This is a genomic window from Kineococcus sp. GCM10028916, assembly GCF_042674865.1.
GTDB lineage: Bacteria > Actinomycetota > Actinomycetes > Actinomycetales > Kineococcaceae > Kineococcus.
This window is the reverse complement of record NZ_JBHTFM010000017.1, coordinates 386,524-411,662: the sequence shown is the minus strand read 5'-3', so window position 1 is coordinate 411,662 and position 25,139 is coordinate 386,524. Positions and strand designations below refer to the sequence as shown.

The window sequence follows — 25,139 nt, the reverse complement described above, 5'->3', positions numbered from 1 at the left end:
GTTCACAGCGTGAACGAGTTCCGGAACGCCTCGACCGCCGCCCGGCTGTCCCCCGAGGCGAACGCCTCCATCCCCACCCTCCCGCGGTACCCCGCACCGGCCAGCGCCGCCGCGACGACGGGGTAGTTGATCTCGCCCGTCCCCGGCTCGCACCGGCCCGGGACGTCGGCGACCTGGACCTCTCCGATCAGGTCCACGCAGCCCCGCAGGAGTTCGACGAGGTTCCCCTCCCCGATCTGGGCGTGGTAGAGGTCCAGGTTCATCCGCAGGTGCGGACTGGCGACCGCCGCGACGAGCGCGCGGGTGTCCGCCGCCGACGCGAACGGGGTCCCCGGGTGGTCCACCGCGACGTTGAGGTTCTCCAGCGTGAACACCACGTCGTGGCGTTCCCCGAGTTCCGCGATCCGGACCAGGGTGCGCTGCGCCGCGAGCCACATGGCCCCCGTGACCTCGACTACGGGACGCACGGGCAGTCCCCTCCCGTCCAGGCCGGTGCCGTGCAGGTTGAGGTTCGGACGACCCTGACCGCTGAGCGCCTCCGCCGCCGCGATCGAGCGCTCGGCGCTCGCCAGCAGCCGGTCCGCACCGTCGGGGTCGACGAGTTCCCCGTCGACGTAGCCGGTCATCGAGGTGAACCGCGCCCCGGTGGCACCGAGCGCGGACAGGTCCTTCGTGGTCCAGTCCCAGATCTCGACCGCGAAACCCGCGTCGTGCAGCGTCCGCACCCGGTCCGGCAGGGGCAGGTCCCGGAACACCATCTCGGCGCAGACCGCCAGCGTGAAGCCGCTCACCGGGTCCTCGCGTCCACCGACGCGGCCACGACGGCCGGGTCGACGGGACCGCCGCTGCGCACCGAGGCGATGCAGGACAGGGCGATCGACAGCGCACGCCGGGCGTCGCGACCGGTGACGGAGGGAGTGCGGCCCTCGCGGACGGCCGCGACGAACTCGGTGAGTTCACCGGTGTAGGCGTCGGCGAAGAGTTCGACGTCGGAGCGCGGGGTGGAACTGTGCCGGCCATCGGCGTCGAGGACCTGCAGGGCCGATCGTGACCCCTCGCCGATGCTCAGCATCCCCGCGGACCCGAAGACCTCACCCCGGACGTCGTAGCCGTAGCTGGCCGAGAAGTTGGCCTCGGCGACGGCGATCGCGCCGTTGTCGAACCGGATCGTGACGACCGCGGTGTCGAGCAACCCGGCGTCCTTGAAGTCCGGGGCGACCAGGGCGTCGGCCACGGCGTAGACGGAGACCGGTTCCGCACCGGGGTTCAGCCAGAGCAGGGTGTCGAAGTCGTGGATGAGCGTGAGGACGAACACCGCCCAGGCCGGGACCACGGCGGGGTTCGGCAGGCCCGGGTCGCGGGTGAGGGACCGCAGCAGCTGCGGGCGACCGATGCGGCCCGCGTCGATCGCGGCGCGGGCGGCGGCGAACTCGGGGGCGAACCGGCGGTTGAACCCCACCTGGAACGCGACACCCGCGGCGTCGGTGGCCGCGATGCCGCGGTCGAGCTCGGCCATCGAGAGCCCAGCGGGTTTCTCGCAGAACACGGGTTTCCCGGCGCGGGCGGCGGCCTCGACGAGGTCCGCGTGCGCCTCGGTGCTGGCCGTCACCACGACCGCGTCCACGTCGGGTCGCGCGAGGAGTTCCGCGGGGTCGGTGAGCCCGACCGCACCCAGGGGTCCGGCCAGCGCCGCGGCGACGCCGGGTCGCGGGTCGGCGACGGCCGCGAGCCGTGCGCCGGGAACCCTGGTCGCCACCAGCCGGGCGTGGGAACTGCCGATGCGTCCGGCCCCGATCAGGCCGATCCCGGTGCTTCTCACGTCGCCGTCGACGTCGGACATGCGTTCGCCTCTCGTCCCGCCGGGTCTCGCGACCCGGCATCACCCTAGAGCGCTCTAGGTCTAGATCGGTCCAGGGTGACCGGGCACGGGCCGGACGTCAAGCGGTCGGGCCGTTAGGGTGCGGCGGGTGACGCGTCCGCAGCCGGTGACCATGGCCGACGTCGCCGCCCGGGCGGGGGTCTCCCGGGCCCTGGTGTCCATCGTGTTCCGCGGAGTTCCCGGGGCGAGCGCCGCCAACCGGGAACGGGTGCTGAGAGCCGCAGCCGAACTCGACTACCACCCCGACGAACGCGCCCGCCTGCTCGGCTCCGGTCGCAGCCGGACGCTCGGAGTCGTCCACGGCCTGCACGTCCCCTTCCACGGCGAACTGGTGGAGGCGCTCTACGGCGCCGTCACCGACTCGCCCTGGCGCCTCAGGCTCGAGCCGCGCGGGCGCTCCCGCACCGAAGCCGCGGCCGTGCGGGCCCTGCTCGACCAGCGGGTCGAGGCCCTGGTCCTCCTCGGCCCGGGCGCCGGGCGGAACGAACTGCAGGAACTCGCCGCGCGGCTCCCGGTCGTCGTCCTGGCCCGGGCGCTGCGCCAGGTGGACGCCGGGATCGTCCGCACCGACGACGAGACCGGCGCCCGACTCGCCGTCGAGCACCTGGTCGGCCTCGGGCACCGCCGGATCGTGCACCTGCACGGTGGCCGGGCGCCGGGGGCGGCCGAGCGCCGCGCCGGGTACCGCCGGGCGGTGCGGGCCGCGGGGCTGCCCGCCGACCTCCGCCCGGGCGGAGCGGACGGCGCGAGCGGCGAGGCCGCGGCCGCGGACCTGCTGCGCGACGGGGTGCCCGACGCCGTCCTCGCCTTCAACGACGAGTTCGCCGCCGGGCTGCTGCACGCCCTGCGCGCCGCCGGGGTCGCCGTCCCGGGCGCCGTCTCGATCGTCGGCTTCGACGACAGCGCCGTGGCGGCCCTCTCGACGGTGTCGCTCACGACCGTGGGGCAGGACCCCGCCACCCTCGCGCGGCACGCGGTGGAACAGGCGATCGCCCGAGTGGAGGGGGCCGCCGAGGTCCGTCGCGAGGTGGTCGTCACACCCCGCCTCGTCGTCCGGGGGACGACGGCCGGCCCGGCCGACCGGATGCCCGTGTCCGGCTCCTGACCTACCATCTGCGCATGAGTGAAGATGCGCAGGCTTGCAGCCTCGGGGTCGACAGCCAGTACGTCACCCTCGCGGCCGAGATCTTCTCGCTCCTCGCCGACACCACGCGGATCAGGATCGTCCTGGCCCTGCGCGCCGGTGAGCTGTCGGTGAACAACCTCGCCGAGATCATCGGCAAGCCCCCCACCGCGGTGTCGCAGCACCTCGCGAAACTCCGGTGGGGTCGCATGGTCAGCACCCGCCAGGACGGGAACCGGGTGTTCTACCGCCTCACCGACGAGCACGCCCGCAGGCTCGTCGCCGAAGCCGTCTTCCAGGCCGAGCACGCCCTCGAACCCGAGAGCGCGCACGAACGCGCCGGCGTGGACGACTCCCCCGCCCAGGGCGGCTGCCCACGATGAGCCTGCCGACCACCACCGCACCGGTTCCCTCCCCCGAGCGGACCGGGCGCGTCCTGCCCCGACCGCGGTCGATCTTCCGCACCGGTGTCCGGTTGGCCGAGGTCCGCTGGGCCGCGGTGGCCCTCGGGTTCTTCCTCGTCGGCGGCGGTCTGCAGCTCGCCGGCGCCCCCGGCTGGTCGTGGTGGACCGCCTACCTCCTCTGCTACCTCTCGGGGGGCTGGGAACCGACCCGGGCCGGGCTGCAGGCCCTGCGGGAGAAGACGCTCGACGTCGACCTGCTGATGATCGTCGCCGCGATCGCCGCCGCCGCGATCGGTCAGGTGCTCGACGGCGCGCTCCTCATCGTCATCTTCGCCACCTCCGGGGCCATCGAGGCGCTCATCACCCAGCGGACCGCCGACTCCGTCAGTTCGCTCCTCGGTCTCGCGCCGGAACGCGCCACCCGACTGGAGGGAGGCGTCGAGCGCGAGGTCGACGTCGCGGAACTCGTCGTCGCCGACCTCGTCCTGGTGCGACCGGGCGAACGCATCGGTGCCGACGGCACCGTCGTGGACGGGGTGAGCGAGGTCGACCAGGCCGCCATGACCGGTGAGTCCGTCCCGGTCGTGCGTCGCCCCGGTGACGAGGTCCTCTCCGGAACGGTGAACGGGACGGGCGCCCTGACGGTGCGCGTCGACCGGGCCGCCGCCGACTCGGTGGTCGCCCGGATCGTGACCCTGGTCGAGGCGGCCTCGGCCACCAAGGCGAGGTCGCAGCTGTTCATCGAGAGGGTCGAGCAGCGGTACTCCCTCGGCGTCGTCGTCGCGACCCTGCTGGTGTTCGGGATCCCGCTGCTCGTCGGCGAACCCCTCGACGCGGCCCTGCTGCGCGCCATCACCTTCATGATCGTCGCCTCGCCGTGCGCGGTCGTCCTCGCGACGATGCCGCCGCTGCTGGCGGCGATCTCGAACGCGGGTCGCCACGGTGTCCTCGTGAAGTCGGCGACGGTCATGGAGAACGTCGGGCGCACCGACCTGGTCGCCTTCGACAAGACCGGGACCCTGACCGAGGGAGTTCCCGAGGTCAGCGCGGTGAACTCCCTCGGAGACCTCACCGAGGACCAGGTCCTCACCCTCGCCGCCGCCGTCGAGCAGTTCAGCGAGCACCCCCTCGGTCGCGCTGTGCGCCGGGCGGCCGCGGAACTCCCCGTCCCGGCGGCGACGGGTTTCCGCGCCCTGCCGGGACGCGGGGTCACCGGGATCATCGACGGTGCGCAGATCACGGTCGAACGGGGTGACACCACGCAGGTTCCCCCGGACGTCGCCGGGACCGTGGTCGTCGTCCGCCGCGACGGGACCCCGGTCGGCACCCTGACCCTCCTGGACACGATCCGCCCCGCGTCCGCGGCAGCGGTCGACGCGGCCGCCGCGCTCACCCGGGCGCCGGTCCACCTCCTGACCGGCGACGACGACCGGACCGCCCACCACGTCGCCGCCCGGACGGGCATCACCGCGGTGCACGCGCGGCTGCTGCCGCAGGACAAGACGCGCATCGTCGAGGAGCTGCAGAACTCCGGGCACCGGGTCCTGCTGGTCGGGGACGGCGTCAACGACGCCCCCGCCCTCGCGACGGCCTCCACCGGCGTCGCGATGGGGCGCCACGGTTCCGACCTCGCCCTCGACACCGCGGACGCCGTGGTCGTGCACGACGAGATCGAGGCGGTCCCCGCGTTGATCGCGATCTCCCGGCGGGCGCACCGGGTCGTCGTCGCGAACCTGGTGATCGCCGCCACGTTCATCACCACCCTCGTCCTCTGGGACCTGCTGGGCTCGCTCCCCCTGCCGCTCGCCGTCGCCGGCCACGAGGGGTCGACCGTCGTCGTGGCGCTGAACGGGCTCCGCCTGCTGCGACGCTCGGCCTGGGACGACCGGCGGTGAGGACTGGCACGACCTCTATCGCCGAGGGGTTCCGTGGGCCACACTGAGGCCGACGCCGGGACCCCGGAGAACGGCCGACGAAGGCAGGCTCACCCCATGGACCAGTCGAGCTCCACCACCCGTTCCGAGGCCGTGATCTCCGGGCAGGACTACGCCGTGGACGAGATCGTCCACGCGGGTTCCTCCCGGGCACCGAGTTCCCTGGACGAGTTCTGCGGCGACGTGTGCTTCCAGGTCTCCCACGGCCCGCACCGCCACGAGGTGGTGGGCGTGGGAAACCTCACGGGGGACATCGCGCTCGTGCACGAGAAGATGGGCGACGCGGGCGGGCGCGACGTCCGCGTCTGGCACGTCGCACCGGGTGCGGACGGATTCCTGGCCCGCCACGTCCCGCCCACGGGCTGAGCACCGTCGTCGCCGGGGTCACGCTCCCCGTCGACGGCGGGTACGGCCGCCGCTGAGCCCATCGCCCCCGGATGCGCGAGGATGGAGAGCATGAAGGTGCTCTCCATCCAGTCCGCCGTCGCCCACGGCCACGTCGGCAACTCCGCAGCGGTCTTCCCGCTGCAGCGCATCGGTGTCGAGGTCCTGCCGGTGTACACCGTGAACTTCTCCAACCACACCGGGTACGGCGCCTGGCGGGGTCCGGTCATGTCGGCCCAGGACGTGGCCGACGTGATCACCGGCATCGAGGAACGCGGGGTGTTCCCCGAGATCGACGTCGTCCTCTCCGGGTACCAGGGCGGCACCGGCATCGGCGACGTGATCGTCGACGCCGTGCGCCGGGTCAAGGCCGCGAACCCGACGGCGATCTACGCCTGCGACCCGGTCATGGGCAACGCCAGGTCGGGCTGCTTCGTCGCCCCCGAGATCCCCGAACTGCTGCGCGACCGCGTCGTCCCGGCGGCCGACCTCATCACCCCGAACCAGTTCGAACTGGGCTACCTCACCGGCACCGAGCCCTCCACCATCGAGAGCACCCTCGCCTCCGCCGACCTGGCCCGGGCGATGGGCCCGTCCACGGTGCTCATCACCAGCGTCGAACGTCCCGACGCCGAGGAGGGCACCCTCGAGATGGCGGTCGTGGACGAGCAGGGGGCGTGGATCGTGCAGACCCCGCGGTTGCCCTTCAAGGCCAACGGTTCCGGTGACGTCACCGCGGCGCTGTTCGCCGCGCACCACCGCGCCACCGGTGACGCCGCCCTCGCCCTCGAACGGACGGCCTCGTCGGTGTTCGACCTCATCGAGGCGACCTACACCGCGGGTTCCCGGGAACTCCTCATCGTCCAGGCCCAGCGGTTCTTCGCCGAACCCCGCCTGCAGTTCAGCGCGCAACGCCTGCGCTGACGGCCCGGGTCAGAACGAGGTGACCCCGCGGACGCGGTGACCGACGGCGATGGACTCGCCGGTCACCGCGTTGAGCGGGGAGGCGAGGAACGCGAGCAGGTCGGCGACCTGCTCCGGCGTCGACTCCCCGGCTGCGCCGACCGCCACGGCCGCCTGCGGGTCGGCGGTGACCAGACCCGGGTTGACGGCGTTCACCGAGATCCCGGTCCCCGCCAGGTCGTCCGCGAGGTTCTTGGCCACCACGATGGTGGCGGCGTTGCGCACCGAACCGGTGATGTTGCCGGTGAGCAGGGCGTTCTGCCCGCTCACCACCACGATGCGGCCGAACCCCGCCGCACGCATCGTCGGGACCACCGCGTTGGCGATCCGGAGGAAGACCATCGCCTTGCCCTCGAACGCCTCCAGGACCTGCGCCGGGTCGGACCGGCGCTCGGGGTCGAGGGTCCGCGCCGAGGGGGCGGCGGTCACGACGACGGCGTCGATGCGGCCGTGGGTCCGCAGCACCTCCTCCACCCCCGCCTGCACGGACGCGTCGTCGGTGCCGTCCAGCACCACCCCCTCGCCCGGGTTCCGGGAGGCGACGACGACCGTGGCCCCCTCCGTGCGGAGCCGGTCGGTGAGGGCCGCACCGATGAGGCCCCTCCCCCCGACGACGAGGACGACGCGGTCGCGGAACTGGAGGTCCATGGGGGCACGGTATCCCCGGGGCCGTCCTGGTCGGCGTCACCGGGATGCAGACACCGGGGACGCCGGCGTCACCGCTCCCGGGGAACTCCGCCCGCGTGGGCGGGCTCGGGGACACGGATCCGACCGGCGAGGACGGCGACGAACGCCGACGTCACGACGAGGAGGCCCAGCGCGACCCGCAGGGAGGACAGTTCGGCGACGAGGCCGACGACCGGCGGCCCGAGGAAGAACGCCGGCCACTCGCCCAGGTTGACCAGCGCGACCGCCCGTCCGGCGGGCACGTCGGGCTGGTTCCCGGCCAGACCCATGATGGTCGGGAACACGCAGGCGCACCCCAGACCGACGAGGGCGAAACCCACGAGGGCCAGGGGGACCGAGCCGGTCAGGACGGCCAGCAGCACCCCCGTCGCGGTCACCGTCGCCGAGAACCGGATGAACCGCACCCGGCCGAAGCGGTCGACGAGGCGGTCCCCGAACGACCGCGTCAGCGCGATCGCCAGCGAGTAGCACACCAGGGTCAGGGAACCCGTGGCGACGGTGGCGCCCAGCGAGACGGAGTACTGGGCGCTCCACTGCACCGCAGAGCCTTCGGTGACGGCGGCGAGGAGGGCGAGGCCCGCCAGCAGGAGGATCTGCCGGGTCGGCCGTGCCCTCCGGGGGGTCGGCCCGGATCCCCCGACGGGGGGAGCCTCGGCCCCCCGGGGCAGGGCCGTCGCCGTGACGCAGAGGACGACGGCGAGGACCAGGTCGCAGATCGCGATCTGCACCCACGGATCGGTCCCGAGGTGACCGGCGAGGGCCCCGGCGAGACCACCCCCCAGCTGCCCGACGCTGAACCAGGCGTGGAAGGAGGACATGATGCTGCGGCCGTAGCGGCGCTCGACGGTGACGGCGAGGGCGTTCATCGGGCTGAACAGCAGACCCGTCGCCAACCCCTGCAGCGCCAGCGCCGGGACCAGGAACGCCGGCGACGGCGAGGCCGCGGCCAGCGGGACCATGACGAGCAGCAGCACGGCCCCGGGCAGGGCCAGCGCACGCGGGCCGGTGCGGGAGATGACCCGCGTCAGCACCAGCAGGGCGAGCAACGTCCCCGCCGGTTGAGCCAGCACCACGAGTCCCCACCCCGCGTCGCTGAGACCGAGCTGGTGCTTGATCGTCGGGATCCGCCCGGACCAGCCACCCATGACCGCGCCGGCGATGAGGAACAGCGTGACCACGGCACTCCGGGCACGCAGCGGACTCACGGTGGTCGGGGGCGTTGCGGGCACGGGGCGTTGCTCCTCCTGGTCCGCCGTCGTCAGCGTGACCGACGCGAGCCTAATCCGGGCTCCGTCGACCGCTGCGTCCGCACCAGGCTGCACCGGCTGCACCCACCCGTTCCGCTGACCGGGTGAACATCCGGTTTCCTCGAGCAACTCAACGGGACCGTGTCCTAGTTTCACGATCAACCGGGGGCGAGGTCGCCCCCGGCTCGATCGCGAACGAAGGAAGAAACCCCATGCGCCTCGCGCGTCGCCTCACCCTCACCGCCCTCACCGGGGCGGCGCTCCTCGGAGCCTGCACCCTCACGGGGACCGCCGCCCAGGCCGCCGCTCCGGAGCCCGGCGTCTCGGGCGCCACGCACACGGCCGTCCCGAAGGTGGGCACCCCGTTCCCCTACGTGGGCCTCGTCCGCGCAGCCGGCGCCGACCGCTACGAGACCGCCGCCGTCATCGCCCGCGGTTCCTTCCAGCCCTCGGCCGGTTCGGCCGTCTTCGTCACCAGCGGTGAGGCCCCCGCCGACGCCCTGACCGCAGGACCCGCCGCGGCCTCCCTGGACGCGCCGCTGCTGCTGACCCAGGCCGGTTCCCTCCCCGCGGCGACCGCCGCGGAACTCACGCGCCTCACCCCGTCGAAGGTCTACGTCGTCGGCGGCACCGACCGCATCTCCGACACGACCCTCGCCGCGATCACCGCGGCCTCCTCGGGAGCCACCGTCGAACGCATCGCCGGTGCGACCCGCTACGACACGGCCGTCGACCTCGCGGAGAAGTTCTTCCCCGCGGCGAAGGGCGTGGTCCTCACCCGGGGCGACACGTTCCCGGACGCGCTCTCCGGCGGAGCCGCGGCGGCCGCCGCCAGAGTTCCTCTCATGATCACCGAGCCCGGGACCCTACCGGACCCCGTGGCCTCGTGGTTGAACGGGCAGACGTTCCAGGCCGCCGTCGTCGTCGGCGGCCCCACGTCGGTCAGCGAGGGCGTGGCCACGCAGCTCGCCGCCCACGTCAGCGACGCCACCGCGATGACCCGCCTCGCCGGGGCCGACCGCTACGACACCGCGGCGGCCGTCGCCGCGAGCGTCTTCCCCGACGCCACCACCGCGGTCATCGCCACCGGGGAGAACTTCCCGGACGCGCTCGCCGGAGTTCCGGTCGCGGCCCTGAACCAGGCCCCGATGCTGCTGCTGCCGCAGGCGTGCACCCCGGTGTCCCTGTACGACTACGTCTCCACGAGCCAGATCAGCAGCGAGATCGTCCTGGGTGGCCCCACCTCGGTGACCCCGGAATCGCTCCTGACCAACTGCTCGTGATCCACCGGGGTGGTCCCGACCGGGGCCACCCCGCCGCCGCGGCTCAGCCGTGGAGGGGCCGCACCGTGAGGGCCTGGGCCAGGGTTCCGAAGGGCCCCAGTTCGTCGTGCAGGACGCTGCTGGTCAGTCCGATGCCGTGGGCGCCGAACGACACCGAGGTGTCGAAACCCAGCCACCCGCGCTGCGGAACCCTGAACAGGTGGGCGGTGAGGTCGATGTTGGGGAAGGCGACGTCACGCGGGTCCGCCCGCACGGTCATGCCGTTCGCGACGTCGAACAACCCCGCGGTGGCGGCCAGGGCGCTGACCTCCTCGCCGGCCACGAGCGCCGTCGCGGTCCGCACCCAGGAACTCGCCCGGCCGGGTTCCCGTTGTCGACGGCGCACCTCCAGCGACGCGACGAGACCACCGGGCCACACCGAGGTCACGTCCCAGGCCGGCGTCTCCTCGGGGGGCGCGATCCGCGGCAGGGTGGTTCCCCCGAGTTCCGCGGTGTCGCCCGGCCGCAGGAGCCACGCCCGCAGCCGGAGGAAGTCCCGGCCGTCGTGGGCCAGGGACGCCTCGACGAGTTCGATCGTCCGGCCCGGCCGGAGAACGCTGACCCTCGCGTCGACGACGTCGACGGGCACCGTGCCGAGGATGTCGAAGGAGAGCCGGCCGAGGACCAGGCCGTCGTCCCGTCGGGTGTCGCGGTCGAGTTCGACGACGTGCACGGACAACCCCAGCGCCGCGGCGATGTGCTGCTCGTGCTCCCGCCACCCACCACCGACGTGCTCGGTCGCCCGGAACGCTGCCGCGCCGACCCTCTCGAAGTAGGCAGGGGTCCCCGGTGCGGTGGTCACGACGACGGATCGTAGACCCCGCAGCGGAACCCGCCCCGGCTCAGCCGGGCCGTCGGTCTCCGCGCGGCATGCAGACGACCGCGACCAGGAGGAGCACGGCGACGGCCACCGTCGCGAGGAAGACGTGGTGCACGGCCTGCGTCAACGGACCCGCCCCGACCCCGGAACCCTCGAGGGAGGCCACCCCGAGGGTGGCGTTCACGACCGCGCCGAACGCCGCGACGCCGACCGCGCTGCCCAGCGAGCGGAAGAACATGTTGACCCCCGTCACGACGCCGCGCTGCTCCCAGCCGACCGCCGACTGCGCGGCGATGAGCGTGGGGGCGGCGGTGACGCCCATCCCCAGTCCGATGGCGAAGCAGGTCAGGGCGACCTGGAGGATGCTGGAGGTGGCGTCCAGCAGCAGCAACGACGACGAGGCGGCGAGCACGACGAGCGACCCGATCAGCGCGGTGGCCCGGATCCCGATGCGCAGGTAGAGCCGACCGGCCTGCGAGGCGGAGATCGGCCACCCGATGGTCAGGGCGGCCAGCGCGAACCCGGCCACGAGGGGGCCGGCCCCCAGCGCGTCCTGGACGTAGGTGGGGACGTAGGTCGTGAGGCCCAGCAGCACGGCGCCCACGCAGGCCGAGACCAGGCTGGTCGCGGTGATCAACCGGTGCCGCAGCAGACCGAGCGGGAGCACCGGCTCGGCGGCGCGCCGCTCGACCTGCACGAAGACCACGAGGAACACCACGCCGAGGCCGAGCACCAGCAGGCTCGGCGGCGCGTCCCACGCCCACGCCTGGCCGCCCTCGAGCAGGCCGAGCACGAGCAGGGTGAGGCCGACGGTGAGCACGGCGGCTCCGAGGTAGTCGACCTGCGGCCGGCTGCGCCGGACGGTCTCGTGGAACCGCCGCCACACCACGGTTCCGGCGAGGAGGCAGAGCGGGACGTTCACGAAGAAGATCCAGCGCCAGCTGACGTACTCGGAGAAGACCCCACCCAGCGTCGGCCCCACGACCGAACTGACGGCCCACACCCCGGCCAGGTAGCCCTGGACCTTGGCCCGTTCGGCCAGGGTGTAGAGGTCACCCACGATCGTCAACGACATCGGTTGCACCGCACCGGCTCCGACCCCCTGCAGGGCCCGGAACGCGATGAGCGCCCCGATGTTCCAGGCGAATCCGCAGAGCACGGACCCCAGCAGGAACAACCCGATCCCGAAGAGCATGACCGGTTTGCGGCCGAAGAGGTCGGCCAGCTTGCCGTAGACGGGAACCGTGACCGCCTGCGCCAGCAGGTAGATCGAGAACAGCCAGGGGAACTGCGCGAAACCCCCGATGCTGCGGACGATCGAGGGCACGGCGGTCGCGATGATGGTCGAGTCGATCGCCACGAGGGCGGTCGAGAGCATGACCGCGATGAGCACCGGTCCCCGTTCGGAGCGGAAACCCACACCCGCCGCTGTCGCCGACGTCATCCAGCTCCTCCTCCGTCCGGCCCGGGGCGTACCGCCCCGGCCCGCCGGACGACGGGTGCCGGGGGCAACCGTACGAGGTGCGGCGGCACCCGGCTCGGTGACGGGTGGGACGGTGTCGGGCAGGAAGCTGGCGGATGGGAAGGTGTCGACGTTCCGGCTCCTCAGCGGGAGCGGGTCACCGCGTCCCCCGGTCCAGCGCGAACCAGACGACCTTCCCTGCGGCCCCGTGGCCCTCGACCGGACGGCAACCCCACTCGTCCGAGGCGTTCTGCACCAGGTGCAGACCGCGGCCGGAGAGGGCGGCCGCGTCGTCGGGCAGCAGCACCGGCATCCGTTCGTTGCCGTCCTCGACCTCGACCAGCAACCGGTGGGCCGTCGTCGAGGCGGTCAGCCGCAGGTCGCTGCGGCCGTGGATGACGGCGTTGGCCACCAGTTCGCTGACCAGGAGTTCCGCCGTGTCCACGTCGTCCTCGCCCCACCCTCCCGTCGTGGCCAGCGACCGGACGAGGGCACGTGCCACCGGTGCCGACGCGGCCTCGGGCCGGAGCAGCACGACCCGGCTCGTCCTGCCCCCGTCCACGCCGGAATCCCCGGCGCGGGAGGTGTCGCCGTCCCCGGAACTCCCCGGGACGACCGCCGTCGGGAGGGCGCGGACCACCAGCACCGTCCGGTCGTCCACGGGGTCGAACGAGCCGTCCCGCGGTTCCGGCCCCCCGGGCGGACGCGGGGAGGTCGTCGAGCCCTCCAGGTGGTCGCGCGTCCGTTCCGCCACGGTGCCGGGCCCTGCGCCGACGTCCGCGGCGGTGCCCAGAGCGGCCGCGAGGTGGTCGACCCCCACGGCCAGGGTGTGGTCGCGCGTCTCCAGGGCTCCGTCGGTGACCGCGACGAGGGTCGTCCCCGGTGACAGCAGCCGACGGTGCCCCCGGCGCGGCGACGGCCAGTCGACACCGAGCAGAGGATCGTCGTGGCCCCCGAGGACCTCGACCACGCCGTCAGGACGGCGCAGCAGCAGGGGCGGGTGACCTGCGCTCGCCCAGCGCACGTCGAAACCCGCGTCCGCCCGGCGGGTCAGGGTGAGCAGGACGGCCGTGGCGGTGGTGCCCGGTTCGAGGGCGGCCGTCGACCGGTCGAGGCGGTCCAGCAGGGGTGCCGGGCCGTCGTCGCTGTCCCAGGCGATCCCCCGCAGCATGGCGCGCAGCTGGATCATGGTCGACGCCGCCACCTGGTCGTGGCCGGCGACGTCGCCCACCACGACGACCACGTCGCCGTTGCGCCGGGCGAAGACGTCGTACCAGTCCCCCCCGATGGCGGCGCCGTCGGCGCAGGGCCGGTAGCTGACGGCCAGTTCCAGTCCGTCGAGGGTGGGGAGCCGGGTGACCACCCCTCGCTGCAGGACCGTGGCGAGCTGTTCCGTCTCCCGGTTCGAGCGCCGCTGCACCTCGCCGGCGAGGACCCGTTCGACGCTGGGGGCGCAGTGGGCGGCGAAGATCCGCAGCGCCGTCTCCTCGTCCTCCGTGAACGGGGCGGGCGACGTCCAGGAGACGGCCAGGGCGCCGACCACCTCCGCACCGACCCGCAGCGGCAGGAGCGCCCACCGCGGCCGTCCGGTGAGGTCGACCACCTCGGCCATCCGCGGGTGGACCTCGACGGCGCTCGCCCGGTCGGGCAGGAAGAAGTCGACGTCCTCCCGGGCTGCGCGACACGCGGGCAGCGGGCTGTCGTACGGCTCGTAGTCGAACCGGGCGCGCAGGACGGAACCGAAGGACGTGCTGGCCCCCAACTGCCAGCCACCGTCCTGGGCGCGGGTGATGATCCCGAGACCGGCCGCCGACAACGCCGGGACGCCGAGGTCGATGAGCGAGGTCACGACCTGCTCGACGGTGGAGGCGACGCTGAGGACCAGACCGAGTCTCGCCACCGCGGACCAGAACCCTGGTCCCGGCTGCTCGGACTGCCCGTCAGACATCATCCACTCCCAGGCCCGGGCGCGGGCCGAGGGATCCGCGCGCCCACCACTCCAGCACACCGACCACTCGGCAGCAACGGCTGCGGCGGCGTGGACGGACCGGTCCGCCGGGGAGGCCTTCGGCACCGGTTCGCCGGCAGGGGCGTTAGACCCGGGCGCGAGAGCTCTCGCGGCATCCCCATCCCCCGAAGGAGAAGCGCGAGCTCTCGCGCCCGGGTCGAGCCCAAACGGTACCGAGTGCATAAGTTTTGTCAACCAGGTCATCCACGCAGACGATGACCGCTAGTGTCCCCCCGTTCGGCCGGAACTCCCGAGGAGACGACGATGCTCACCCACGACGCCCTCCACGGCGACGCACCGCAGGTGCACGACGTGGTCTGCGACACCGTCCACACCGTCGGCTACGACCCCGCGACCCAGACGCTGCGCGTCGCCTTCCACACCGGCGAACTCCACGACTACCACGACGTCCCGACGGCGTTGTTCCGCGCGATGCTCGACCCGAACCCCTGGAGCCGGGTCGGCGTCCTCGTCACCGCCCACGACAGCACCCCCGTCGCCCAGCCCTGACGTCCGCGGGTTCCGCGTCACCCCTCCACGGAGTTCCGCGTGGGCGCGACCACCTGGTTCTCGGCGACGGGGAACAGGATCCGCACGACGGTCCCCTCCCCCTCCCGGCTCTGCGCCGACACGGTGCCCCCGTGACGTTCCACGACCGCCCGGACCAACGGCAACCCCAACCCGCTGCCCGCCACCACCCGGGCGGAGGGACTGCGGAACAACTCGTCCCACACGTGGGGCAGGTCCGCCGCGGGGATCCCCTGCCCGGTGTCCGCCACCTCCACCAGGACCCCCTCGGGGGTCTCGCGACCCCGGACCTCCACGCGCCCCCCGACGGGCGTGTACTTGACGGCGTTGTCGACGAGGTTCACCAACGCCAACGAGATCAGGTCCTCGTCACCGGGAACCAGGGGCAACGGCCACGGGGCCCGCGGCAGGTCCAGGCTGATGCGGTGCCCCCCGGCGCGGGGTTGTTCCCCGACCACCTCGACCGCCTCCTCCAGCAACGCCGTCAGGTCGACGGGACGACGGGCCAGCGGACTGGTCTCCACGTCCGCGATCTTGCGCAGGTCGGCCGTCAGGCGACTCAGGCGCAGAACCTGCTCGTCGATGCTCCCCAGTCCCCGGTCCCGTTGCGGTGCAGAGGAATCGTCTGCACTGACGTTCGCCAGCGCCAACCGGATGGCCGTCAGCGGGTTCTTGAGCTCGTGGTCGAGGCGCCCCAGCAGCAGTTGTCGGTCCCGGGTGGCCTGAGCCGCGACGCGGGCACCTTCGTGTTCCGCGGCGCGGAGAACGGCGACCCGTTGCCGGTGCGCCCCCCAGAGGAGGAGCAGCAGCAGGGTCGACAGGACCGCACCCAGGAAGAGCGACCAGTCACCGGGTCGCGCGCCGGCCCGGACCACGACGCGGTCGTCCCCGCCCGAGAACCACCCGACGGCCCAGGCGAGCCGGGCCAGACCACCCAGCGCCAACGGGACGAGAGCCGGCAGGAACAGCAGGACCCGTTCCTTCCGGGACGTGCGGACGGGTGGTGCAGAGGTCACGTCAGGCCTTCTCGACGTGTCCGGAGAACCGGTAGCCGGTGCCCAGGACGGTGCTGATGAGTTTCGGGGCGGAGGAGTCGTCCTCGAGTTCGCGCCGCAGTTCGGCGATGCGGGTGTCCACGGACCGGGTGGACGTCTGGAAGCTCCACCCCCACACGGCCTCCAGCAGCCGCTCGCGGGTCATCACCTCGTCGGGGTGGGTCATGAGGTAGGCGAGCAGGGCCGTCGCACGGGGGGTGAGCACGACCTCCCGGCCGTCCTTCCACACGCGCTGGGACACCCGGTCGAGGAGGACGCTGCCGCTGCGCAGACGCTGGAACTGCCCGAGACCGCCACCTCCCCCGCCCTCCCGGCGGCGCAGCACCGCACGGATGCGGGCCATGAGTTCCTGCGGGTCGAACGGCTTGTTGAGGTAGTCGTCGGCGCCCTCCTCCAGGGCCATCGCCCGCTCGCTGGACTCCCCGACCTGGGTGAGCAGGATGACCGGCGTCGCGAACCGCTCCTCGCGCAACCGGCGCAGGACGGCCCGCCCGTCCAGGCGGGGCATCATCACGTCGAGGACCACGAGGTCGGGGGCCCCGGCGCGCAGGCGGTTCAACGCCTCCTCCCCGTCGTGGGCGACGACCACCTCGAAACCCGCCCGCCGCAGCAGCGGCGCGAGGTTGTCCGTGATGGCCGTCTCGTCGTCCGCGAGCAGGATGGTCGGCACCCCCCGATGATGCCGTGTCGCGGGGGTCCCGACGGCGACCGGGACGACGTGTGTCCAGGTCGTGGCGGGTGTGTCCGTCCTGACACACGCTCCCGCGCCGTCCCCGCGGTTCCTAGGATGGCGACGTGCGGCGCCCCTCCTCCTTCCCGGTCCTCGTCGGCCTCACCGTGCTGACGGCGCTCGCGGGGTGCTCGGCCGGGGTGGACCTCACGGTGGAGCCGGCCGGTTCCCAGCACGCACCGGAGGTGGGGGTGGCCATCGAGCAGCCCCGGGGCGGTGGGGATCCCGTCGTGGCGGGACCGGCACCGACGGGCGGCTCGACGTCGACCGCGGCGCCCACGACGACCCCGCCGGCCCCCACTGCGGCGTCCCCGACGAACCCCGGTCCGACGGCACCCATCCCGACGCGACCCGTCCCGTCGCAGACCGTTCCGTCGCAGGCCGTTCCGTCGCAGGCCGTTCCCACGCAATCCGTCCCGACGCAACCTGTTCCGACGCGACCCGGCCCCACCGGGTCCACCCCACCCTCGGTCCCGAGCCCCGCGCCCACGGCGTCCGCACCCGTGACCTCGTGCACGACCGCCCAGCTCGTCGGGGAGGTGTCCGACGTCACCGCCGGCACCGGGACCTCCACGGCGACCGTGGTCCTCACGAACACGAGCGAGCTGACCTGCCGCGTCCGGGGTTTCGGCGGGATCTCCCTGGGCCGCAGCGACGGTGTCCCCGTCCTCTCCCGCCAGGTCCGTTCCGGCACGGCCACCTCGACGGTCACCCTGACGCCCGGTCGCTCCGCCCGGTCGACGATCAGCTGGTCCACCACGGCGAACACCGCCGTGGGAGAACCCGCGGTCGGCGACTGCGAGGCCGTCCCGACCTCGTTGCGCGTCATCCCCCCGGACCAGATCGCGGAGATCGCCGTCCCGTGGTCGGCCGGACCGGTCTGCGACCAGGGAACACTCACCCAGTCCCCCTACACGGGCGTCTGAAGCCCTCCTCCGCAGCGGCGGGGGCTCACCGGGGGGTGCTCGAGGACTGCCCTTGGAGGCGGCGACGACCTGCGCGTCGACCTGCGCCTGCTGCGCCGCCTCGGAGATGTCCTCCAGGGTCCGCGCGTCGGCGCCGGCCCAGGTCTGACGTCCCCCGCTCCCGGCCGTCGGCACCGCCTGGGCCAGCGAGCGGAAACCCTGGTGGCGGTCCGTCGCGACGTGCGGCGTCGGTCGGGCCCGTTCGGTGGGACCGCGTTCAGCGCACCAGGTCCACGGCCTGGGGGTGGCCGAACAGTCCCGGGAGGCCACCGCTGTGCAGGAGCACCGTGCGCTCGCCCGCCCCGACGTCGCCGGCCCGGACGGCGGCGAGGAGACCCGCGGCGGCGCGTCCGGTGTAGACGGGGTCGAGCACGATGCCCTCGGTCCGCGCGACGAGCGCGACGGCCTCCGCGACAGCCGGTGTGAGCACGCCGTAGCCCCCGCCGACCTGGTCGTGGCGCATCCGGGGCCGTCCCGGGTCCGCGGTGCCCGCCTCCCGCGCCAACCCGCGGGCCAGGTCGGAGACCCGGGCCTGCGCGTCCTGGACCGCTCCCGTGTCGATCCCGAGCACCCGGTCGACACCGAGGGCGTGCACCAGCCCGGCCATGGTGCCTCCGGAACCGATCGCGGTGACGACGGTGGTCAGGTCGGGCGCCTGGGTCAGCAGTTCCGCCCCGGCGGCGACGTAGCCGCGGGCCCCGACCACGCTCGACCCTCCGAAGGGGATGACCTCGGTCGGGGTACCGCTCTCGCGCAACGCTTCCGCCTCCCGCTCGACGCGGGCGGCCAGCGTCGTCGGGTCGACCTCGCCCGCCCAGACGATGCGCGCGCCCAGCAGGGCGTCGAGCAGGAGGTTCCCGCGCGCCTCCGCCGGTTCGTCACCCTCGAGGACGAGCACCGCCTGCAGACCCAGGCGCGACGCGGCGGCCGCGGTCAGTCGGGCGTGGTTGCTCTGCGGAGCTCCGCTGGTGACGACCGCCTCGGCCCCGGCCGCCAGGGCGGCGCCCAGGGTGTGTTCCAGCTTGCGGACCTTGTTGCCGCCGCCCCCGAGCCCGACGAGGTCGTCGCGCTTCACCCAGAGGTCCTCCGGTCCGAGACCCAGGGCCTGCGCGAGGCGCGGCGCGGGTTCCAACGGGGTCGGCCAGGATCCCAGGACGACCGGCTGGTGGACCGTGGCGGGAAGGTGCTCGGGCACCGCGTCTCCTCCGTGACGACCTGTGCGGTCGTCGACCTCGTGGGCCGTGTGTCGAACTCGACACACGCGGTGCCGGAACGGTGTCGGCGCCGACACCACGGTGCCACACCGGATCCCTAACGTTCTGGACGTGGCCGCAACGGCGACCACGACACCGGTCCCCGGACCGAACCGTCCTAGGAGAAACACCATGCGTACGAAGATCACCGTCGCCGCCGCCGCACTCGTCGCCGCCGCCGGGATCGCCGGCGCCGGCGCTGCGTCCGCGTCCTCCACCCCGACCGTTCCCACGGCCACGCCCATCCACTTCGCCCACGGCGCGACCTCGGCCCACGTCAGCGGTCAGGTCGCCGCGAACGGCGACCGTCGCTACACCTTCCAGGCCCGCGCCGGGCAGACGGCGACGTTCCACCTCTCCCGCAGCACGTCGGCCATGACCTGGACCCTGGTGGGGCCGACCGGACCGTCGGTGCACAACGCGCACAGCCCGCGCCAGAGCGACTTCACCTACCGCCTGCCCGAGAGCGGCACGTACTACGTCGACATCGTCTCCACCCGCTCCGCCAGCTACGACCTGTCGGTCGCGATCCCCGCAGCGACGTCGGGTGGTGCGGCGTCGGGCACGGCCGCGACGAGCGCCGCCCAGACCGCCGCGGGCCAGAAGATCCGCTTCGCTCCCGGGACGACGTCGACGACCATCACCGGTGGGGTCGGCACGACCGGTGCCGCGCACTTCCACTTCGACGCCACCGCCGGTCAGCGCGCGGTCGTGACGTTCCAGGACATCTCCGGGAAGGGGACCTGGTCCCTGGTCGCCCCCGACGGATCGCCGCTGCACACCAGCATGAGCGAAGGCCAGGGCCGCGCGACGATCACCCTGCCGCAGAACGGTTCCTACCGCCTCGACCTGCAGATCCCGTCGGGTGCCACCTACACCCTGTCGCTGTCCATCCCCCGCGGCTGACCCACCGCTCCGGCCGACCGGAGCACCGTCGGGTCCGCGCGCCGGAGGGGACGCGCGGACCCGGCGGCGCTCAGGGGGTCGGCTGTCGTCGCGTCAACCCCGCGCCGGGAAGGCGTGCCGGCGCGCGAGCGCCACGACGAGCAGCGCCGCGCCCGCGAGGACGACCATGAGCAGGGGCAGGGTGGAACCGGCCGAGCCACCGCCGATGAGCACCGCGCCGAAGACCCCGGCGCCAGCGATGGCGAGGTTGAAGGCCACCCCGATGAAGGAGTTCGCGACGTCGGCGTTCTCCCCCGCCGCGTGGGCCATCGCCGTCTGCAGCTGGGCGGCCGCGCCGCCGAAGGCGAGACCCCAGGCGACGACGGCGGCGAGCACCGCAGCCCGGGAACCCCCGGCCACGAGGAAGACGCCTCCGGCGAGGAGGAACGTCACGAGGCTGCTCAGGACCAGCGACCGCAGCGCCCGGTCGATGAGTGCGCCCGTCAGGAGGAGACCGACGAGGGCGCAGACCCCGAAGAGGACCAGCACCCGGTCCACCGACAACGGCACGGAGACCGCCCGCAGGTACGCGGACACGTAGGTGTACATCGTGTTGTGCGCGAGCATCCACAGGGGGATGACGACCAGGATCGGCGCGACCCCCGGGATGCGCAGCACCCGCCGCAACGGCAGCTGCGCCTCGGGTCGCCCTCCGGGCGCGTCGGGCAGGACGAACCGACCCACCACCACGATCACCAGGGCCAGCGCGGACGCGAGCAGGAACGACCACCGCCAGCCGAACGAAGCCCCCAGCCAGGAACCGAACGGGGTACCGACGGCCAGACCGACCGGAGTTCCCAGGGAGGCGATCGACAGGGCCCGGCCCGCCGAGGCGGGCGAGGAGATCCGCCGGGCGTAGCCGGCCAGCATCCCCCACAGCAGACCCGAGCACGCCCCGCACACGAAACGCATCACCAGGGTCAGGACGAGGTCGCCGGACACCGCGACGACGGAGTTGGCCAGCAGGAACACCCCGACCGTGACCAGCAGCACCCTCCGGCGTCCGACCCCACGGGTCAGCGCAGCGGCCGGGACGGCGCAGACGACGGTTCCCAGGGCGTAACTGCTGACGTACTGACCCGCCAACCCCTCGCTCACCCCCATCCCCGCGGCGATCTCCGGGAGCAGCCCGGCGGGCATCGTCTCGGTGGCGATGAGCAGGAAACCCGTCACCGCCATCACCAGGAGCGCCGTCAGGGGGAAACCCTCCGCAGGGGTCGTCGCCGGGGAACTCCGTCGGGCTCCGCGGGTTCGCAGTCGAGGCACGGACCCACCGTAGCCGTGGACGTCCCGCGTCCACCGCGCTCCAGGGTTCCCTGTCAGGGCACCTCAGGAGACGACACCGGCCCGGTGGTGCAGGTCACGGCACGACGTCGACGCTCACCGCACCGCCCTCCAGCAGTTCGAGCTGTTCGGCCGAGGCCTGGTAGGTCCCGAGGTGCAGCGTGTCGTCGGCGTACTCGATGCCGGAGGCGTCGTAGTAGAACCCCAGGTTCCCCCAGGGGGTGAAGTAGATGAGATCGCCGTCCTCGGGATCGGAGCCCGGGGACCCGGCGTGGTCCAGCTCCCGGGGGAGGTAGCTGATCTTCTCCCGCCCCGCCAGGTCCTCCACCGGGAGCGTCAACGGCAGCATCGAGAGGAAGTCCCGGGTCGCGGGGCTGTCCTCCCCGATCGTCACGTCGACGCTCGTCCGCGGGGAGGTGAAGCGCACGACCGTGCCCACCACGTCGGTCGTGGCGGGAAGCGTCGCGGTGTCGGCCTCACCCGCCGAACTGTCCGCCGAGCTGCTGGGCGGTCCGGTGACCGGATCGCCGGCCGGGGCCGCGGTCGGCGACGAACTGCAGGAGGTCACCGCCACACCGGTCAGGAGGACCACCGCGATCAGCAGGACCCGCGGGCCCGTCACGGCAGACGCTCCGCCGCCGCGAGCGGCCCTGGTCGTCCCGGTCCGCCGGTCGTCGATCCGCGTGCTCACCTTGTCGTCTCCCCTTCGTCGTCCCTCGCCACCGTCGTGCCCGACGGTTCCGGGAACCGTTCGACCGGAAACCCTCCGTCCGGACCGGATCCGGCCACACCCCGCACCACGAGCACGTCCCCTGAGGAGTTCCTCCTCTGAGGCGCACTGACAGGGCACCCCAGGAACCCCCGCCTCCCCCGGTCGACGTCGTAGCGTGAGGTCCGGGCCACGAGGGTCCCGGTCCCGGTCCCCCTCATCGGAAGAAGGACGAACGTGGCGAAACCTCCTGCCCGCGAACCGATCGCCGGTTCCGGCCTGCGCGCCCTCGCGGCGGTCGGTGCCGCGGCCCTCCTCGGGCTGACCGCCTGCACCAGCGCGACTCCCGCCGGCCCGCCGTCGACGGCCGGGACCGCAGCGAGCGGTGTCGAGGTCGTCAGCACCGACCTCGAGGCACCGTGGTCCCTGGCGTTCCACGAGCGGACCGCGCTGGTCACCGAACGCGACAGCGCCCGGGTCCTGGAGATCGCGGACGACGGGACCACCCGCGAGGTCGGGGTCGTCGACGGCGTCGGGGGCAGTGGTGAGGGCGGGCTGCTCGGCATCGCCGTCCTGGACGGGGACCTCTTCGCGTACTCCACGGGCGAGGGGGAGAACCGGGTCGAACGCTACGAACTCACCGGGGAGCCCGGGAACCTCTCCCTCGGGGAGGGCGAGACGATCCTCGCGGGGCTCGACGCCGCGGGCTACCACAACGGGGGCCGCATCGCGTTCGGCCCCGACGGGATGCTCTACGTCACCGTGGGGGACGCGGGTGACCGGAGCAGCGCCCAGGACCTGAACTCCCTCTCGGGCAAGATCCTGCGCATCGCCCCGGACGGTTCGATCCCGGTCGACAACCCGTTCGCGGGGTCCGCGGTGTGGAGCTACGGCCACCGCAACCCGCAGGGCATCGCCTGGGACGAGGACGGAACCCTCTACGCCAGCGAGTTCGGGCAGGACACCTGGGACGAGCTCAACGTCGTCCGGGCCGGCGGGAACTACGGCTGGCCGACCGTCGAGGGCGTGGCCGGACAGGAGGGTTTCGTCGACCCGGTGCAGCAGTGGGCACCCGAGGAGGCCAGTCCCAGCGGCATCGCCGTCTCCGACGGGGCGATCCACATCGCCAACCTGCGTGGTCAGCGGCTGCGCGACGTCCCGCTGGACAACCTCGGGAACGCCACGGAACGTTTCGGTGGAGAACACGGCCGCCTGCGTGACGTCGTCGTCGCCCCCGACGGGAGCCTGTGGATGCTCACGAACAACACCGACGGCCGCGGACGACCGTCGGCGGGCGACGACCGCGTCCTGCGCGTGAGCGGTGACTGAAGCGGCCACGCTCCCGGGTTCAGGTGGTGGCGCGCGCCACGACCGGAGTGAGACCCGCGGGCAGCGGAGGCAGCGGGTGACCGTCCAGGACGGCTCGACCACACGCAGCCAGGTGAGTTCCGAACTCGGCCATGCGCAGTCGCACCGTCGACAGCGGCGGTTCGAGCATCCACGACATGGCTTCGTCGTCGACCCCGAGCACCGCGAGGTCGTCCGGGATCCTCGAACCCCTCTGGCGCAGCACCTTCACGGCGAGACCGGCGTAGAGGTCGTTGAAGCAGGCCACCGCGGTGACCCCGTCGGCCATCCACTGCTCGAGGGTGGCCGTGCACTCCGGCAACGCGTCTTCCACCGGCCCCAGCCGCACCCGGTGGTCGCACTCCACCCCGACGGCGGAGGCGGCCTGGCGGACGGCCCGTTCGCGCTGCTCGGCGATGTCCCGCACGGCCTCGACGGAGGTGTTGAGGTAGCCGATGCGGCGGTGGCCGCGCTCGCGCAGGTGCTCGACCTGGGCGAGCGCCAGGGACGCGGTCAAGCTCATCGCCTCGCCCCCGGAGCCGGCCTCCGGGAACCCCTCGGGGGGAGCGGGTTCGTACCAGGGGACGCGGGACCGACGCAGGGCGTCGCGATCGACCTCGGACAGGCCGGCCGGGGCGAGGACCAGGGTCGGCATGAGGTGGGTGAGGGCGTGGCCGAGCGGGAAACCGGTTCCGGCGGAGACCAGGGTCATGCCCCACGCCCGGACCTCGCGGGCCACCGCGTCCCGGAGCAGGCCGCTGGTCGAACCGAGGGGCAGGACGTCCTGGTCCGGCCCGGGGATCCAGGCGTTCTCCTGCAGCAGCACGATGTCGGAACGCCCCGACCGCAGGGCCATGGCCGCTGGGTTGGGCACGTACCCCAGCGATCGGGCGGTCTGCAGGACCCGCTGACGGGTCTCCGCGCTGATGCGACGACCGGGACGGTCGTTGAGGACGTAGCTGACCGTGGCGCGCGAGACCTGGGCGGCGCGTGCGATGTCCTCACTGGAGACCCTGCTCATCCGTCCGCCTGCACCGATCCGTCGTCCTCGACACCTGGACGGCTCAGTGTAGTTGACATGGGTGACACGTGTGGCTCACGATGCGCTACACGTGTCACATCGACGAGGAGAGACACATGGCTCCGACGCAGCAGCTCGATCCCGAATTCAGCGCCGTCCGCCTGACCCGCTACACCACCCGCATCACCGACCGCCTCGACGTGCTGATGTACCTGGTGGAAGGTCAGGAGCGCGCGGTCCTCATCGACACCGGTTTCGGCGTCGGTGACCTCCCCGGCTTCGTCAAGGGCCTGAGCGACAAACCGCTGACCGTGCTCCTCACCCACGGCCACCTCGACCACGCCTTCGGGGCCGCCGGGTTCGACGACGTCCGCATGAGCCCCCTGGACGCGCCGGTCCTGCGCGCCCACCAAGCTCTCTCCGCCGAGGTCCTCGACGCGGCCCGGCAGGAAGGACGGCTCACCGCGGCGGTCCCGGACCCCCAGGCCTTCGAGGTCCTGAGCGACGGTCAGGTGTTCGACCTGGGCGGGGTCCACGTGCGCTCGCTCGCCGTCCCCGGTCACACCCCGGGTTCCACCGTGTTCCTCGTGGCCGAGGACCGGCTGCTGATCACCGGCGACGCCGCCAACCAGCGGACGTTCCTCTTCCACGAGGAGGCCTCCTCCGTCCGCGCGTACCAGGAGTCACTGGCCCGGCTGCGCCGCGACACCGCCGGCCTCTACGACCGGGTCCACGTCTCGCACGGCAGCGGGGACACCTCCGTCGACCTCCTCGCGGACCTCGACGCGTTGTGCACCCGCATCCGCCGGGGCACCGACGACGCGGTGCCGTTCGAGTTCATGGGCGTCAGCGGTGTGCTGGCGCGCCGGGTCGGCGGCACGACCACCAGCGCCGGTGTGGACGACAACGCCAACATCGTCTACGACCCCACCCGGATCGAGCGGACCCGCGACGCCTGAGCGCGTCCCGAACCCCGTCCCGCAGCACCACCGGTCGACGCCACCCGTCGACCGGACCGACCGCGGTCCCCGACCGCGGTGAAACCTCGCTCGCACCCGCCGGCCGACCC

At 73.2% G+C, this 25,139-nt stretch carries 24 protein-coding genes; 11 read left to right on the top strand and 13 right to left on the bottom strand.

Annotated elements, in window-relative coordinates; all coding sequences use genetic code 11:
• Nucleotides 1-2: 2 nt before the first annotated feature.
• Both ACFQ46_RS18450 and ACFQ46_RS18445 read right to left on the bottom strand, forming a co-directional pair.
• Nucleotides 3-791 (bottom strand): TIM barrel protein, encoded by a 789-nt coding sequence (locus tag ACFQ46_RS18450; RefSeq protein WP_380260813.1) that lies wholly within the window; start codon nucleotides 789-791, stop codon nucleotides 3-5.
• Nucleotides 788-1,840 (bottom strand): Gfo/Idh/MocA family oxidoreductase, encoded by a 1,053-nt coding sequence (locus tag ACFQ46_RS18445; protein WP_380260812.1) that lies wholly within the window; start codon nucleotides 1,838-1,840, stop codon nucleotides 788-790. The genes ACFQ46_RS18450 and ACFQ46_RS18445 overlap by 4 nt, the downstream gene beginning before the upstream one ends.
• Before the next feature lie 127 nt (nucleotides 1,841-1,967).
• Here ACFQ46_RS18445 and ACFQ46_RS18440 point away from each other — a divergent pair, with 127 nt between their 5' ends.
• The 5 genes from ACFQ46_RS18440 (at nucleotide 1,968) to pdxY (ending at nucleotide 6,648) form a co-directional block, all read left to right on the top strand.
• Nucleotides 1,968-2,984, top strand: coding sequence for a LacI family DNA-binding transcriptional regulator (locus ACFQ46_RS18440; protein ID WP_380260811.1), 1,017 nt, complete (start codon nucleotides 1,968-1,970; stop codon nucleotides 2,982-2,984).
• A 14-nt stretch (nucleotides 2,985-2,998) separates the two neighbouring features.
• Nucleotides 2,999-3,385 (top strand): ArsR/SmtB family transcription factor, encoded by a 387-nt coding sequence (locus tag ACFQ46_RS18435; RefSeq protein ID WP_380260810.1) that lies wholly within the window; start codon nucleotides 2,999-3,001, stop codon nucleotides 3,383-3,385.
• Nucleotides 3,382-5,301, top strand: coding sequence for a heavy metal translocating P-type ATPase (locus ACFQ46_RS18430; RefSeq protein ID WP_380260809.1), 1,920 nt, complete (start codon nucleotides 3,382-3,384; stop codon nucleotides 5,299-5,301). Before ACFQ46_RS18435 ends, ACFQ46_RS18430 begins: the two co-directional genes overlap by 4 nt.
• Before the next feature lie 96 nt (nucleotides 5,302-5,397).
• On the top strand, nucleotides 5,398-5,706 hold the full coding sequence (locus tag ACFQ46_RS18425) for a hypothetical protein (RefSeq protein WP_380260808.1): 309 nt from the start codon (nucleotides 5,398-5,400) through the stop codon (nucleotides 5,704-5,706).
• Nucleotides 5,707-5,796: 90 nt separating this feature from the next.
• Complete coding sequence (gene pdxY, locus ACFQ46_RS18420; protein ID WP_380260807.1) at nucleotides 5,797-6,648, top strand: pyridoxal kinase PdxY; 852 nt, start codon at nucleotides 5,797-5,799, stop codon at nucleotides 6,646-6,648.
• 9 nt (nucleotides 6,649-6,657) lie between these two features.
• Here the strand turns inward: pdxY and ACFQ46_RS18415 are convergent, their stop codons facing one another.
• Together ACFQ46_RS18415 and ACFQ46_RS18410 are read right to left on the bottom strand one after the other, a co-directional pair.
• On the bottom strand, nucleotides 6,658-7,335 hold the full coding sequence (locus ACFQ46_RS18415) for an SDR family NAD(P)-dependent oxidoreductase (RefSeq protein WP_380260806.1): 678 nt from the start codon (nucleotides 7,333-7,335) through the stop codon (nucleotides 6,658-6,660).
• A gap of 68 nt (nucleotides 7,336-7,403) precedes the next feature.
• Nucleotides 7,404-8,603, bottom strand: a complete 1,200-nt coding sequence (locus ACFQ46_RS18410; protein ID WP_380260805.1) for an MFS transporter — start codon at nucleotides 8,601-8,603, stop codon at nucleotides 7,404-7,406.
• A gap of 230 nt (nucleotides 8,604-8,833) precedes the next feature.
• On the opposite strand from ACFQ46_RS18410, the gene ACFQ46_RS18405 reads away from it, so the two are divergent.
• The gene (locus ACFQ46_RS18405) at nucleotides 8,834-9,904 is read left to right on the top strand and encodes a cell wall-binding repeat-containing protein (RefSeq protein WP_380260804.1); all 1,071 of its coding nucleotides are present in this window, start codon (nucleotides 8,834-8,836) and stop codon (nucleotides 9,902-9,904) included.
• 43 nt (nucleotides 9,905-9,947) lie between these two features.
• On the opposite strand, the gene ACFQ46_RS18400 is transcribed toward ACFQ46_RS18405, so the two are convergent.
• From ACFQ46_RS18400 to ACFQ46_RS18390, 3 genes are all read right to left on the bottom strand, one after another.
• Nucleotides 9,948-10,745 carry a thioesterase family protein gene (locus ACFQ46_RS18400; protein ID WP_380260803.1) on the bottom strand — a complete coding sequence of 266 codons (798 nt, stop codon included), beginning with the start codon at nucleotides 10,743-10,745 and terminating at the stop codon, nucleotides 9,948-9,950.
• 40 nt (nucleotides 10,746-10,785) lie between these two features.
• Nucleotides 10,786-12,207, bottom strand: coding sequence for an MDR family MFS transporter (locus ACFQ46_RS18395; protein WP_380260802.1), 1,422 nt, complete (start codon nucleotides 12,205-12,207; stop codon nucleotides 10,786-10,788).
• 175 nt (nucleotides 12,208-12,382) lie between these two features.
• Nucleotides 12,383-14,125, bottom strand: a complete 1,743-nt coding sequence (locus ACFQ46_RS18390) for a SpoIIE family protein phosphatase (RefSeq protein WP_380260801.1) — start codon at nucleotides 14,123-14,125, stop codon at nucleotides 12,383-12,385.
• Between the two features lie 333 nt (nucleotides 14,126-14,458).
• On the opposite strand from ACFQ46_RS18390, the gene ACFQ46_RS18385 reads away from it, so the two are divergent.
• Nucleotides 14,459-14,743 (top strand): KTSC domain-containing protein, encoded by a 285-nt coding sequence (locus tag ACFQ46_RS18385; protein ID WP_380260800.1) that lies wholly within the window; start codon nucleotides 14,459-14,461, stop codon nucleotides 14,741-14,743.
• Nucleotides 14,744-14,760: 17 nt separating this feature from the next.
• Here the strand turns inward: ACFQ46_RS18385 and ACFQ46_RS18380 are convergent, their stop codons facing one another.
• Together ACFQ46_RS18380 and ACFQ46_RS18375 are read right to left on the bottom strand one after the other, a co-directional pair.
• Nucleotides 14,761-15,777: a sensor histidine kinase gene (locus tag ACFQ46_RS18380; protein ID WP_380260799.1), complete on the bottom strand. Its 1,017-nt coding sequence runs from the start codon at nucleotides 15,775-15,777 to the stop codon at nucleotides 14,761-14,763.
• Between the two features lies 1 nt (nucleotide 15,778).
• Nucleotides 15,779-16,486: a response regulator transcription factor gene (locus tag ACFQ46_RS18375; RefSeq protein ID WP_328292843.1), complete on the bottom strand. Its 708-nt coding sequence runs from the start codon at nucleotides 16,484-16,486 to the stop codon at nucleotides 15,779-15,781.
• 125 nt (nucleotides 16,487-16,611) lie between these two features.
• On the opposite strand from ACFQ46_RS18375, the gene ACFQ46_RS18370 reads away from it, so the two are divergent.
• On the top strand, nucleotides 16,612-17,472 hold the full coding sequence (locus tag ACFQ46_RS18370; protein WP_380260798.1) for a DUF4232 domain-containing protein: 861 nt from the start codon (nucleotides 16,612-16,614) through the stop codon (nucleotides 17,470-17,472).
• A 256-nt stretch (nucleotides 17,473-17,728) separates the two neighbouring features.
• On the opposite strand, the gene ACFQ46_RS18365 is transcribed toward ACFQ46_RS18370, so the two are convergent.
• Nucleotides 17,729-18,706 carry a pyridoxal-phosphate dependent enzyme gene (locus tag ACFQ46_RS18365; protein ID WP_380260797.1) on the bottom strand — a complete coding sequence of 326 codons (978 nt, stop codon included), beginning with the start codon at nucleotides 18,704-18,706 and terminating at the stop codon, nucleotides 17,729-17,731.
• Nucleotides 18,707-18,896: 190 nt separating this feature from the next.
• On the opposite strand from ACFQ46_RS18365, the gene ACFQ46_RS18360 reads away from it, so the two are divergent.
• On the top strand, nucleotides 18,897-19,670 hold the full coding sequence (locus ACFQ46_RS18360) for a peptidase (protein ID WP_380260796.1): 774 nt from the start codon (nucleotides 18,897-18,899) through the stop codon (nucleotides 19,668-19,670).
• Nucleotides 19,671-19,763: 93 nt separating this feature from the next.
• On the opposite strand, the gene ACFQ46_RS18355 is transcribed toward ACFQ46_RS18360, so the two are convergent.
• Both ACFQ46_RS18355 and ACFQ46_RS18350 read right to left on the bottom strand, forming a co-directional pair.
• On the bottom strand, nucleotides 19,764-20,975 hold the full coding sequence (locus tag ACFQ46_RS18355) for an MFS transporter (protein WP_380260795.1): 1,212 nt from the start codon (nucleotides 20,973-20,975) through the stop codon (nucleotides 19,764-19,766).
• Nucleotides 20,976-21,069: 94 nt separating this feature from the next.
• On the bottom strand, nucleotides 21,070-21,684 hold the full coding sequence (locus ACFQ46_RS18350) for a cyclophilin-like fold protein (protein ID WP_380260794.1): 615 nt from the start codon (nucleotides 21,682-21,684) through the stop codon (nucleotides 21,070-21,072).
• Nucleotides 21,685-21,939: 255 nt separating this feature from the next.
• Between ACFQ46_RS18350 and ACFQ46_RS18345 the strand changes: the two genes are divergently transcribed.
• Nucleotides 21,940-23,031: a PQQ-dependent sugar dehydrogenase gene (locus ACFQ46_RS18345; protein ID WP_380260793.1), complete on the top strand. Its 1,092-nt coding sequence runs from the start codon at nucleotides 21,940-21,942 to the stop codon at nucleotides 23,029-23,031.
• 19 nt (nucleotides 23,032-23,050) lie between these two features.
• On the opposite strand, the gene ACFQ46_RS18340 is transcribed toward ACFQ46_RS18345, so the two are convergent.
• Entirely contained in the window at nucleotides 23,051-24,070 is a 1,020-nt protein-coding gene (locus ACFQ46_RS18340; RefSeq protein WP_380260792.1) for a LacI family DNA-binding transcriptional regulator, read from the bottom strand.
• 116 nt (nucleotides 24,071-24,186) lie between these two features.
• Here ACFQ46_RS18340 and ACFQ46_RS18335 point away from each other — a divergent pair, with 116 nt between their 5' ends.
• The gene (locus ACFQ46_RS18335; RefSeq protein WP_380260791.1) at nucleotides 24,187-25,029 is read left to right on the top strand and encodes an MBL fold metallo-hydrolase; all 843 of its coding nucleotides are present in this window, start codon (nucleotides 24,187-24,189) and stop codon (nucleotides 25,027-25,029) included.
• Nucleotides 25,030-25,139 lie beyond the last annotated feature (110 nt).

Bases quoted from the DNA above. Each gene is read 5' to 3' on its own strand.
- ACFQ46_RS18445 (WP_380260812.1), bottom strand. From the start codon at position 1,840: ATGTCCGACGTCGACGGCGACGTGAGAAGCACCGGGATCGGCCTGATC.
- ACFQ46_RS18435 (WP_380260810.1), top strand. From the start codon at position 2,999: ATGAGTGAAGATGCGCAGGCTTGCAGCCTCGGGGTCGACAGCCAGTAC.
- ACFQ46_RS18430 (WP_380260809.1), top strand. From the start codon at position 3,382: ATGAGCCTGCCGACCACCACCGCACCGGTTCCCTCCCCCGAGCGGACC.
- ACFQ46_RS18425 (WP_380260808.1), top strand. From the start codon at position 5,398: ATGGACCAGTCGAGCTCCACCACCCGTTCCGAGGCCGTGATCTCCGGG.
- pdxY (WP_380260807.1), top strand. From the start codon at position 5,797: ATGAAGGTGCTCTCCATCCAGTCCGCCGTCGCCCACGGCCACGTCGGC.
- ACFQ46_RS18415 (WP_380260806.1), bottom strand. From the start codon at position 7,335: ATGGACCTCCAGTTCCGCGACCGCGTCGTCCTCGTCGTCGGGGGGAGG.
- ACFQ46_RS18405 (WP_380260804.1), top strand. From the start codon at position 8,834: ATGCGCCTCGCGCGTCGCCTCACCCTCACCGCCCTCACCGGGGCGGCG.
- ACFQ46_RS18395 (WP_380260802.1), bottom strand. From the start codon at position 12,207: ATGACGTCGGCGACAGCGGCGGGTGTGGGTTTCCGCTCCGAACGGGGA.
- ACFQ46_RS18360 (WP_380260796.1), top strand. From the start codon at position 18,897: ATGCGTACGAAGATCACCGTCGCCGCCGCCGCACTCGTCGCCGCCGCC.
- ACFQ46_RS18340 (WP_380260792.1), bottom strand. From the start codon at position 24,070: ATGAGCAGGGTCTCCAGTGAGGACATCGCACGCGCCGCCCAGGTCTCG.
- ACFQ46_RS18335 (WP_380260791.1), top strand. From the start codon at position 24,187: ATGGCTCCGACGCAGCAGCTCGATCCCGAATTCAGCGCCGTCCGCCTG.